Consider the following 11,267-nt stretch of genomic DNA (forward strand, 5'->3'; position numbering starts at 1 on the left):
CCGCGGCCGCCGCGCCGCGCGGCCGCCCCCCCCCCCCCCGCGCCCCCGGGGGGGGCGCCCCCCCCACCGCGGCCGACCGGTGCGTCGTCGCACACGGCGGGGCGGTCGGCCGGAACGGGGGCGAGTGTGACCGCGGACGGCGGGAGGACCGCGCCGTCCGCGGAGGGGTGTGTGCGGTGGAACGGGTGTGGGACGGGCGGAGGCCGCCCGTCCCGAGGTCGGGCGGGCGCGTCGGCACGGGCGTCGTGCGGGCGGCGAGGCCGTGTGCACCGGTAGCCCCGGCCGCGGGCGGCCCCGGTTACCGCACGGCGGCGGTCGCGGGGGCGGGCGAACGGTTCCAGTCCATACGTGACCAGGGAAGAGCGAGGTCGTCCACCGTCGTCACGGTGCGGGGGGCGAGGTCCTCGACGCGCGGCGCCTCCCGGTGCCGGGCGAAAACCGAGTCCGCGTACCGGTGGCCGGTGTCCGCGGCGATGAACAGGACGGTCCCCCCCGGGGCGCGGTCCCTCTCCCAGCGGGCGGCCAGGTAGCCGGCCCCGGTGGACAGGCCGGCGAAGACCGCGTGCCGGCGCAGCAGGTCGATACTGCCCGCGAGAGCGGCGTCGAAGGCGACCCAGTGGATGGTGTCGTACAGGGTGTGCGTGACGTTCGCGAAGGGGATGGAACTGCCGATCCCGGCGATGATGATCTCCGGGTCGGCGACGTGCTCGCTGCTGAAGGTGACGCTGCCGAAGGGCTGGACACCGACGAGCCGGACGCCGGGTGATCTCTCCCGCAGGTACCGGGCGAGAGCCCCGGTGGAGGCCCCCGACCCCACTCCGCCGACGACGGTGAGGCTGTCGGTGCCGGTCTCCCGCCCGACCTGTTCGGCCACGGCCCGGTAGCCGAGGTAGTGGATGTCGTCGTGGTACTGGCGCATCCAGTGGTAGTCGGGGCGCTCGCGCAGGATCTCCTGGATGCGCTCCACCCTGCGCTTCTGGTCGAGCTTCAGGTCGTCGCTCGGACCCATCTGCTCCAGGTGGGCCCCCAGTACGGCGAGTTGGGTGCGCAGCACGTGGTCGACGGTCGTGGAGCCGACGATGTGACAGCGCATGCCGTAGCGGTGGCAGGCGAGGGCCAGGGCGTAGGCGTAGATGCCGCTGGAGCTGTCCAGGAGGGTGTCGCCGCGCCGCACGACGCCGGTTTCGAGCAGGTGCCGTACCGCCGCAAGGGCGGAGACGACCTTCATGGTCTCAAAACGCAGACAGACGAGTCCGTCGTCCAGACGTATCAGGTCCGGTCGGCCTACCGCTTCCGCTATGTGCTCGTCCATTCATGAACTCCTCGCTGGTGGTGAAGGTCGTGAAGGTACGGGTGACCGGGATACCGCCGTCCTCGAGCGCCTCCGCGCAGCGCCGCAGCCGGCGCTCCAGGCCGGGGGAGGCGGGGTCGAAGAGCACTCCGGCCACATTGCCGCTGTGGGCGATCTGCAGGCCCACGGCCCCGACGTGTTCGGTGATCTCCGCGAGGGCGCCGAACTCCTGGTGCCGGAGGATGTGCTGGGCGCGTCGGGCGCTGGCGGTGGCGACCCGGCCCAGGAGCGCGGGGTCCGCCTCGCCGACCGCCCGCCGCAGCAGGGACCGCAGACGTTCGTAGGCGCGCAGGTCCTCGTCGCCGTACGTCTGCGCCGGGAGGGAGAGGGTGTCCACCGGTCTGCCGCCGCCCAGGGCGCAGCCCACGACGACCACGGGAGGCAGCGCGTCGCCGAGCACCTCCAGCACGCGTCCCTCCCGCTGGGCGAACAGCAGTGGCCGGCCGTCGAGCATCAGTGGGTCGGACGCCTGCTCGGCCCGCACCGAAAGACGCGCGATCGCCTCGGGCGGCAGCCGCAGACCGAAGGAGTCCGCGACCGCGCGCACGGCGGCGGTGACGTCGCTGCTGGAGGAACCCATTCCCAGACCCACGGGAATGTCGCCGCTCAGACGCAGCTCCCCGCCGCACACCGGTTCCCGCAGTAGCGCGGCGCACTCCCGTACGGCGAGGACCGCCGCGCGCAGGGCCTTGGTGCGGTCGTCCGGGGTCACCGAGATGTCCCCGGGCGCGGTACCCGGGCGGCGGGTGAACTCCGCTCGCGTACCCAGGCCGGCCATGGGCAGGGTGACCAGGCCGGAGCAGCGCCGCCCGCGGGAGTCGAGGAAGACGCCCTGCAGTATTTCGCCGTGGTGGCAGGGGGCGTGTCCGGTACCGGTACCAGCGGTGCCGGCACCGGACACGGCCCGTGTGGCGGCCACCGTCACGAGCCGCTCTTCGCCCGGTAGCGGTACAGGGCGGTGGGGTCGGCGCTGAACTGTGAGAAGGGGAAGGGCTCGGCGGACAGCGCGGTCACCCCGGCCCCCAGGAAGGCCCGTGCCACCGCGCTGCCGGTCTGGGCGTAGACGACGAGCGGCACCCCCCGGTCGCGGCAGCGCGCCAGAATCGTGTCGAAGGTCCCGTTGCTGAGCGTCATGCCGGTGGCGACCACGGCGTCGGCGGCGGCGAGCACCTCCTCCATGTCATCGGTCACCGGATCGCCCCACTGCGTCGTGCGCAGGTTGAGGTCGCACGGCAGCGGATCGCCGCCGCGTTCGCGGATCGCCGCGATCAGGGGGTTGACGACGCCGATCAGCGCGACCTTGGCGCCGTCCTCGATGTCCAGCAGTCCGGCGATGGCCGCGTCCCGGGCTCTGGCCCGCACCTCGGGGGGACCGGCCGGCAGCGTCACCGGTTCGGCGTGTACCGCCTGCCGGTGGGGCCGGGCCTCGGCGAGGTAGGCGTCGAGGGCGGCGATGCGCAGCGGGCGGTGCGCATCACGCAGCAGCGCCTCCAGCGGGCTGCCCGAGGCGTCCCGGCAGATCGCAGGATCGATCTCGCCGGCCTCGAAGGCGCAGGCACCGAAGGAGCTTCCCAGGCGCACCAGGACGTACTGGTTGAGGTAGGTGGTGTCACCTCCGGCGAGCCGGGTCCCGTGGTGGATCCAGAACACGCTCGTGGCCGTCAGGTCCGAAGGGTACGGCCCCTGCTCGCCCGCCAGAACGGCGGTCAGCAGGTCGTCGACGGTGCCGGGACGGGTGGTGGAGGGCCGCGTACTCATGCCCGGCCCCCGCGGGTCAGCCGGAAAAGGAAGGTGAGGACGCCGTCCTGCCAGTCGTGCAGGTGGTCGATCTCCGGAGTGAACCCCTGGTCCAGCGCGTGCTGGATGATGGTGTGCAGGTCGGCGGTGTTGGAGACGATGACGAACACCTCCCCGCCGGGGGCCAGCAGATCCCTCTCGTTGATCTGCGTGAAGAACTTCGCCAGCAGGGGCGCGCCCACGCAGACGTTGCGCACGATGTCGGGGTCGTCGCTGACGGTCTGGCTGACCGCGGGCGGGTTGAAGGTGACGACGTCCAGCCGGACTCCTTCGGGCAGACCACTGAACACGTCCCCCACCACGGGTATGAGGGCGGTTCCCTCGCGCCGGCCCACCAGACGCTCGTAGTGGCGGGCGGTGGCGGCCACGCTCTCGGGGTGGACGTCGATCGCGTAGATCTCCCGGGCCCCGCGTACCCCGGCGGCCACGGCCTCGACGCCGAGTCCGGCTCCCATGGCCCCGTACCGGCGGCCGCGCACCTCGATCCGGCCGTCCAGCAACCGTTCGTGGATCATCCGGCTGGTCCAGCCCGGCAGGAAGACGCCCGGTGGCACCTCGAAGGTCCACCCGTTCCACTCGTAGTCGCGCGTGGTGTGCAGGTCGGCCTTGGGCTGGTTGAGCGCGACGATCTGCTCGGCGGGCAGAGGGGGCGGCAGCTGCTTCAGCAGGTCGGGCCCGCTGGCTGTGGTGTCCACTGGGTCTCCTTCTCACATGAGGAAGTTGATTATAATGATAATCATATTCAATGATGATGCGTGAGTGACCATCAGTCAAAAGCCGGTGCCGGATATCAGACGGACCCGGGGAACGGACGGGAGGAGCCGCCGTCCGCGTGCCGCGTGACGCCGCGGTAGGCGACCGTGAGGTTGCCCAGGCCGTCGGGGCCGGCCTCCGCGTCGACCCCGAAGACCTCCGCCAGGCGCTCCGGGCTCAGGACGTCCTTGGGAGGTCCGGCGGCGACCAGGCGCCCTTGGTGCATCAACAGCAACCGGTCACAGAAACGGGCGGCCAGTGACAGGTCGTGCAGGGCGACCACCACCGTCTGGTCGGTCTCCGCCAGCAGCTCCAGCAGGGCCAACTGGTGCTTCACGTCGAGATGATTGGTCGGCTCGTCGAGCAGAAGACCGTAGGGCTGCTGGGCCAGGGCCCGAGCGAGGTGTGCGCGCTGCCGCTCCCCGCCGGACAGCGACTTCCACGACCGGGCGGCCAGGTCCGCGAGCCCGACCCGGGCGAGCGCGGCGGAGACGACGGCCCGGTCGGCGGCGCTCGGACCTCGCCAGCGGTCCCGGAAGGGTATGCGTCCCAGTCCCACCACGTCGGCCACCCGCAGTTCGCTGTCGGTGTCGGCGATCTGCTCGACGAAGGCGACGTGCCGGGCGATCCGGAGCGAGGGCCAGCCCCGGATCGACTCCCCGTCGTAGCGGACGACACCCGACGAGGGGGCGCGCACCCCCGCCAGGCAGCGCAGCAGGGACGACTTCCCCGAGCCGTTGGGGCCGATCAGCCCGGCCGTCTCGCCCGGTGCGATCTCCAGGCACACACCGTCGACGACGGTGGTGCCCGCCACCGACCAGCTCACCCCCTCCGCGGCGATCCTCACAGCTCACCCCGCCTGCGCAGGATCAGCAGGAACAGCGGGACGCCGAGCAGGGCGGTGAACACCCCGACCGGGACCTCCCGCGGCTCGAAGGCCGTACGGGCGAGCGCGTCGGTCCACACCAGGAAGACCGCGCCCGCCAGGGCCGAGAACGGCAGCAGCGCCCGGTGCGGCGGTCCGACGACGAACCGGACCCCGTGCGGCACGATCAGCCCGACGAAGCCGATCGCCCCCACCGAGGCGACCGCCGCCGCGGTCAGGACCGCCGTCGTCACCAGCAGCACGCGCCGTGTCGTCCGCACGTCGATGCCGAGCGAGGCGGCGGTATCGGCCCCGAAGGAGAACCCGTCCAGAGCCGTCGAACGCGACCAGACCACGCCCAGGCCGACCGCTGTGACGGCCGCGCAGACGGCCACCGAGTCCCAGCGGGAGGGAGCCATCGAACCGAGCAGCCAGTGCGTGACGGCCCGTGTGGTCTCGGCGTCACCGGACGCCATCAGGATCAGCGAGGTCACCGCGGTGAACAGCTGTCCCACCACCACGCCCGTCAGAACGATCCTGACCGAGTGCATGCCACTGCGCCGCAGCAGGACCATCAGCAGGGCGAAGGACAGTACCGCCCCGGCGAAAGCTCCGCCGGCCACTCCCAGCACACCGGCGCCGACCCCGAGGACGATCACCGTCACGGCGCCGGTCGAGGCCCCCGAGGACACGCCCAGCAGATACGGCTCGGCCAGCGCGTTGCGCGTCAGCGCCTGCAGCACGGCGCCGCACACCGCCAGTGAGGCCCCGACCAGCGCGGCCATCAGGACACGGGGTACGCGCAGGTCCCACACGAGCGAGTCGACCAGGGGAGGCAGCGGCTCGACGCCCAGGCCCAGACGGGAGCCCACCACCGCCACCAGGTCGGTGTAGCCCACCTCGGCGGTGCCTATCCGCACCGAGGCGGCCACCGACGCCACCAGCACCGCCACACCGCCGAGGAACGCCATCACCCGGGGAAGCGCCGGCGTACCGGGCCCTTCGCCGCGGCCCGGCGCGCCGGCGGAGACCACCCGCGCCACCGGGCGCGCGGAGGGGTGCAGCAGGTCCACCGGGTCCGGCCGGGCGGCCGGTCTAGCCGACATGGCCCAGTTCCCTCATGCCCTCGACCAGCAGCCGCAGGGTGTTCACGGTGCGTACCGAGGGGTCCATCTCGATACCGGGCACCTCGATGAGGTGGTCCTCACGCACCGCGGTCAGTTTCGAGACCACCGGGTCCTCGCGCATCATCGCGCGCTTCTCGTCGGCGCTGTCGCCCGGCGCGCCGCGTTCGGACAGGTCGCCGACGACTATGACGTCGGGATCGCGGTCGGCGATCGCCTCCCAGGAGACCTCCGGCCAGTCCTCGTCGATGTCGTCGAAGGCGTTCCTCGCGCCCACGAGCCTGCTCATCTCGCTGGGCATGCCGCCCCGGCCGGCCACGTAGGGTATGCCGTTGTAGACGGAGTACAGCCACACGACCGTGGGTCCCGCCGCGGCGTCGCCTCCGGCCGCGGCGGCCTCCGCCTCCGCGACCGCGGCACGCTGCCGCTCGGAGAGCTCCGCGGCGCGGTCCTCGACGCCGAAGATCCTGCCCAGGTTCTCGTAGTCCTCCAGCAGCAGGTCGAAGACCGTCGTGTCCGGGCCGGCCCGCTCCGGACAGTCCACCGCGCTGACGTACGAGGGAAGGCCGACCGCCTCCAGCTCCTCGCGTGTGCCGACCCGGTCCCTGGAGTACAGGTCGCCGAAGGAGGACACCACCACGTCCGGTGCGGCCGCGCGCAACTGCTCACCCGTCAGGATGTCGGGACTGAGTACCGGGACCTTCTCGTAGGCGTCCCGGTACTCGCGCGCGACCTCCGTCTTCGCATAGGAGGTGCCGGCCATACGGTCCGCGAGCCCGAGCTCCAGCAGGGTCTCGGTGGAGGACTGGTCGAGGGTGACGGCCCGTTCCGGCGGCCTGGCGAAGGAGAGTTCCCGGCCGCAACTGGTGACAACCGTCCGCTCCCCGGCCTCGTTCCGCGTGGACGATTCGCCTCCCGCGGCCGAACAGCCGACGGCGAGGACGAGGGTGAGGGCGGCCCCCGAGCGGACGAGCTGACGCATGAATCCTCCGGTGTGGGACGTGCGGGCGCCGATGTGGATCATGTGAGCGCGATTGGCCGACGGGTAGCCTACCGGTAATCATTTTCATTAGGGTAGTACTGGAGCGGCGTCAGTTCGCGCGCTCTTCCCTCGGGCTGCCCGCCGACCACGCGGCAGCCCCGGCAACGGCATGAACGAGCTTCACAGAAGCCCGCGACAAGCCCGCGACAAGCCCGCATTCACGATGACAGGAGCAGCACACCGTGGCGACCTCGTCCGCACAGGCGACCTCCCAGACCGGTCCGCCGCCCCGTAAGAGCGTCCTGCTCGACACCGGGTTCCTGAGACTATGGGCCGGCACCACGGCATCAGGTCTGGCCACCTGGGCCCTGCCGTTCGTGCTCGGGCTCGCGGTACTCGACCGGTCGCTCACCCCCGCGGGCCTCGGACTGGTCCTGGCCACCCGAACGGCGGGATTCCTCGCCGCGGTCCCGGTCAGCGGTGTCCTGGCCGACCGGTACTCCCGCCGGGGGGTCGTACTGTGGGCCGGGCTCGCCGCGGCCGTGGCGGCGCCACTGATGGCCGCCGGGCTGGGACGCTCGCTTCCGCTGATGGCCGCGGCGGCCGCGCTGGCCGGGGCGGGGCAGGGGGCCTGCCGGCCGGCCTTCCAGGCGCTGACCGCCGAGGTCGTCGACATCGAGCGCAGACAGCAGGCCAACGCCGCCATGACACTGGCGGTCCGCGGGACCACCCTGGTCGGCCCCGCGCTGACCGCCCTGCTCGCACTCCTCCTCGACATCTGGGCGCTGCTGCTGGGAATCGGCCTGCTCTGGCTGGTCGCGGCCCTCGTCCCCGGGCCCGGCGCGGGCGCGCCGGGCCCCGCGGGCCCGCGCGCCTCCTTCCTCGGGGAGTTCGCCGACGGGATGCGCGAGGCGCGCAGGCACCCCTGGTTCGTGGCCGGCCTCGCGGCCCTGACCGCCGTCATAGCCACCGGCTACTCCGCCACCGGCGTCGCGCTCCCCCTGGTCAGCCGCGACCGGTACGGGACCGAGGTCGTACTCGCCGCGGCGATGACCGCCTACACCGTGGGCGCTCTGGCCGGGGCCGTACTCATCGCCCGCTGGCGCTCGAGCTCCCCGGGCTGGACCGCCCTGGCGGGTCTGGCCGCATACGGCTTCGCCCCGCTGAGCCTGACGCTGCCGGTGCACCCCGCCGTCGTGATCGCCGCCTACGCCGTCGCGGGAGTCGGGATCGAGCTGTTCAACGTGCCGTGGTTCACCGCGATCCAGCGCGAGGTCGAACCGGAGAAACTCGCCCGGGTCTCCTCACTGGACTTCCTGCTCTCCTACGGTCTCGCCCCGGTCGGCCTGGCTCTCATAGCCCCGGCCATCGACGCCTTCGGCCCCCGGCCGGTACTCGCCGTCTGCGCCCTGGTCTGCTTCCTCGCGCCGGCCGCGGCGGCGGCGGCACCCACCGCCCGCCACTTCTCCCGGAGCCGAAGCGATCTGCGAACCTGAGGACATGACCGACCGCATCCCGACACGCCAACCGGTACCCGCGCAGGAGGCGGACCCCCGGAGCCCCGGTCTCGTCCCCTCCCGGGTCGGCATCGAACACGCGGACCGGGCCCGCGAACTGCTCGCAGAACACGGCGCGGTCGTCCTCACCGGCTCCCGGGCCACCGCCGACGCCCTCGTCATGGCGGCCGCCCTCATGCTCGGCGGCCGCCTGCGCGAACTCTTCCCCCACCGGCTGCGCACCTCCGGCGACTCGTCGGGGCCCGTCCATCTGCACGCCGACAGCTTCGACCTCCAGGTCGACACCGGAGGCGTCCGCCACCGGCGCCGTGATCCCGACGAGGACTACGTCCTGGTGCAGTGCCTGCGTTCCGCACCGGCCGGAGGAGACTCGTTCGCCGTCGACGCCTACCGCTTCGTGGACGGGCTCCAGGCCACCGATCCCTCACTGTGGGAGTTCCTCACCGGTGCCGACGTCGATCTCTACGGGGCATGGGCCGGACTGCGCGGCCTGCCCTCCACCCCACGGGTCGGCCGCCACGTCGAGTACACCCGCACCGGCAGACGTATCGTCCGCCGTACCGACGGGGCCGCCCCACTGCACCGGGATCCCGACACCGACCACGTACGCGCCATGCTCAACCGCTTCGAGGACGCCGTGCACGCACTGGAATCGGCACTTCCGCGGTTCCGGCTCGACGAGGGGGACATCCTCGTCCTGGACAACTACCGCTGCTGGCACGGCCGTGACGCCCACGAGGGCGACCGCAGCGTCCGCATCCTCACCCTGCGCAGTGCCGACGCCCGCTGAACTCCCCGGCCCCACGGGCCGGGACGGCCCGGGACACCACTCGCGCGGGGGTTCGGGCCGGCCGGGACACCGTGACGCGGGGGGCTGAAGTTCCCCCCGGTGTCCGGACAGCGGGTGGTTACGCCGCGGGGTGAGGTCTCGCTGGAGCAAGGTCCTCGTTTCGGGCGGGGTGACGTACCCGTACCCGGGGTGCTTGCGAAGTCGGGTGCGGTTGTACTCGGCTTCGATCCAGCGGAGGGTGTCGGCCCTGGCGGCCTCGGGTCTCCCGTTGCCGGGTCGTCATGAACATTCCTTCTGTACGGTTCGACGGGCACGCGGCGATGCGCCGTACCCGGTCGGGGACAGCGGAGGGCCGGGGCGCCGGAGGTGTCGAATGTGTTGGACACCCCGATCCGGGCGTTGCTATGTTGAGAGGCGTGTCGAGTCCTGAGGCGGAAAGAAGCGGGCCACCGGTGATCCGGTGGCTGATCGCGTAAGCCTCTGACGACCCTGCTTCCTCCGGCCCCGTCGCCGGGCAGTGCGTCGCGCATCCGCCACGGATCAACCGCATCGCGGGATCACGCCCGGAGCTCTCTCCGGGACGTCTCCCACGCGACTGCGTGGCCTTCCGTCCATGCGTCGCGTCTCCCCTTTCTGCGATGTAGTTGGAGCTTCTTCATGCCATTCGCCATCTACGTTCTCGGGCTGGCCGTATTCGCTCAGGGAACGTCGGAGTTCATGCTGTCCGGGCTGGTGGAGGACATGGCCGCCGACTTGGGCGTGTCCCTCCCGGCCGTCGGCTCGCTCACCTCGGCCTTCGCCGTCGGCATGATCGTCGGTGCACCGCTGGTCGCGATGCTGAGCCTGCGATGGCCGCGCCGCCGGGCGCTGCTCGCCTTCCTCGTCACCTTCCTCCTGGCCCACGTCGTGGGCGCCCTCACCCACAGCTTCGAGGTCCTCTTCGTCACTCGGGTGATCGCCGCACTGGCCAACGCGGGCTTCCTCGCCGTCGGCCTCGCGACCGCGGCGAGCATGGCAGGACCCCAGGCCAAGGGCCGGGCGACCTCGGTGCTCCTGAGCGGGGTCACCCTCGCCTTGGTCGCGGGTGTCCCCCTCGGCGCCGTACTGGGCGAGATCTGGGGCTGGCGCTCGACCTTCTGGGGTGTCGCGATCGTCTGCACCCCCGCGGTCTTCGCGGTGCTGCGGTCCGTGCCGGCGACGCCCGTCGACCCCGCGGCCCCCAGCGTCCGCCACGAGCTGCGGGCGTTCCGCACGCCCCGGGTGATCACGACGCTCATGCTCGGGGCGCTGATCAACGGGGCGACGTTCTGCTCGTTCACGTACCTCGCGCCCGTCATCACCAATGTGGCGGATCTGGGCTCCGGGTGGGTGCCTGCCACGCTGGCGGTGTTCGGCATCGGGTCCTTCGTCGGGGTCAACGTGGGCGGCCGGCTGGCGGACAGCCGTCCCGGCCAGGTGCTGGCGGTCGGTGGTGCGGTGCTGCTGGCGGGCTGGCTGCTCTTCGCCCTCATGGCCGCGAACCCGGCCGTGGCGCTGATCCTCGCCTTCGTCCAGGGGGCGCTCTCGTTCGGCGTGGGCTCCACGCTGATCGCGCAGGCCCTCTACACGGCATCGGACGCCCCCACGCTGGCCGGTGGCTTCGCCACCGCCGCGATGAACGTCGGCGCAGCTGCCGGACCCGCCCTGGGCGGCCTCGTCCTGGGCGCCGACTTCGGCTACCGCTCGCCGCCGGTGGTGAGTGCCGTGCTCGTCGCCGCTGCCCTGGCCCTGGCGGGCGCGGCCCGGGCCACCGGCATCACCGGCGGCAAGAGCGACAACAGCGCCACGGAGAACCGTCCGACCGAGCGCCCGGTGCGGGCCGGTTCCTGACCGCCGCTCTCCGTGCCCGGTGGCCCGTCCTCCTCGTGGGGACCGGCCACCGGCCGTATGCGCACCGCGCGGCGGCGGAGCTCAAGCGGGTAACGGGAGGGTCGTGCTTTGACTTCCTCCCCCTCCTGAAGGAGGGGGATTCCTACGGCTCGCGCCGTGGGGTTTTCTGCTTCATCACCGACTGCCCGCCCGGAGTACTCCGTTGAGGTCTTACACCAG

The 11,267-nt window shown here is 72.3% G+C and carries 10 protein-coding genes; 3 read left to right on the forward strand and 7 right to left on the reverse strand.

What is annotated here, in order from left to right; genetic code table 11:
* Nucleotides 1-298: 298 nt before the first annotated feature.
* The 7 genes from AC2CJA_RS18055 to AC2CJA_RS18085 all read right to left on the reverse strand — a co-directional run bounded on the left by AC2CJA_RS18055 (nt 299) and on the right by AC2CJA_RS18085 (nt 6,872).
* Nucleotides 299-1,312 carry a pyridoxal-phosphate dependent enzyme gene (locus tag AC2CJA_RS18055; RefSeq protein ID WP_484603730.1) on the reverse strand — a complete coding sequence of 338 codons (1,014 nt, stop codon included), beginning with the start codon at nt 1,310-1,312 and terminating at the stop codon, nt 299-301.
* The gene (locus AC2CJA_RS18060) at nt 1,233-2,276 is read right to left on the reverse strand and encodes a GHMP family kinase ATP-binding protein (protein WP_484603731.1); all 1,044 of its coding nucleotides are present in this window, start codon (nt 2,274-2,276) and stop codon (nt 1,233-1,235) included. The genes AC2CJA_RS18055 and AC2CJA_RS18060 overlap by 80 nt, the downstream gene beginning before the upstream one ends.
* A complete protein-coding gene (locus AC2CJA_RS18065) occupies nt 2,273-3,109 on the reverse strand; it encodes a Rossmann-like domain-containing protein (protein WP_484603732.1) in 837 nt (278 codons plus the stop codon). Before AC2CJA_RS18065 ends, AC2CJA_RS18060 begins: the two co-directional genes overlap by 4 nt.
* Nucleotides 3,106-3,843, reverse strand: coding sequence for a class I SAM-dependent methyltransferase (locus AC2CJA_RS18070; protein ID WP_484603733.1), 738 nt, complete (start codon nt 3,841-3,843; stop codon nt 3,106-3,108). The genes AC2CJA_RS18065 and AC2CJA_RS18070 overlap by 4 nt, the downstream gene beginning before the upstream one ends.
* Nucleotides 3,844-3,938: 95 nt before the next feature.
* Nucleotides 3,939-4,748, reverse strand: coding sequence for an ABC transporter ATP-binding protein (locus tag AC2CJA_RS18075; RefSeq protein ID WP_484603734.1), 810 nt, complete (start codon nt 4,746-4,748; stop codon nt 3,939-3,941).
* Nucleotides 4,745-5,872, reverse strand: a complete 1,128-nt coding sequence (locus tag AC2CJA_RS18080) for a FecCD family ABC transporter permease (protein ID WP_484603735.1) — start codon at nt 5,870-5,872, stop codon at nt 4,745-4,747. The genes AC2CJA_RS18075 and AC2CJA_RS18080 overlap by 4 nt, the downstream gene beginning before the upstream one ends.
* Nucleotides 5,862-6,872 carry an ABC transporter substrate-binding protein gene (locus AC2CJA_RS18085; protein WP_484603736.1) on the reverse strand — a complete coding sequence of 337 codons (1,011 nt, stop codon included), beginning with the start codon at nt 6,870-6,872 and terminating at the stop codon, nt 5,862-5,864. The genes AC2CJA_RS18080 and AC2CJA_RS18085 overlap by 11 nt, the downstream gene beginning before the upstream one ends.
* Nucleotides 6,873-7,192: 320 nt before the next feature.
* On the opposite strand from AC2CJA_RS18085, the gene AC2CJA_RS18090 reads away from it, so the two are divergent.
* The 3 genes from AC2CJA_RS18090 to AC2CJA_RS18100 all read left to right on the forward strand — a co-directional run bounded on the left by AC2CJA_RS18090 (nt 7,193) and on the right by AC2CJA_RS18100 (nt 11,048).
* Nucleotides 7,193-8,368 carry an MFS transporter gene (locus AC2CJA_RS18090; RefSeq protein WP_484603739.1) on the forward strand — a complete coding sequence of 392 codons (1,176 nt, stop codon included), beginning with the start codon at nt 7,193-7,195 and terminating at the stop codon, nt 8,366-8,368.
* Nucleotides 8,369-8,372: 4 nt separating this feature from the next.
* Nucleotides 8,373-9,179 (forward strand): TauD/TfdA family dioxygenase, encoded by an 807-nt coding sequence (locus tag AC2CJA_RS18095; RefSeq protein WP_484603737.1) that lies wholly within the window; start codon nt 8,373-8,375, stop codon nt 9,177-9,179.
* A gap of 657 nt (nt 9,180-9,836) precedes the next feature.
* A complete protein-coding gene (locus tag AC2CJA_RS18100) occupies nt 9,837-11,048 on the forward strand; it encodes a Cmx/CmrA family chloramphenicol efflux MFS transporter (protein WP_484603738.1) in 1,212 nt (403 codons plus the stop codon).
* Nucleotides 11,049-11,267 lie beyond the last annotated feature (219 nt).

This window comes from Streptomyces sp. ATLC9 (genome assembly GCF_057196705.1).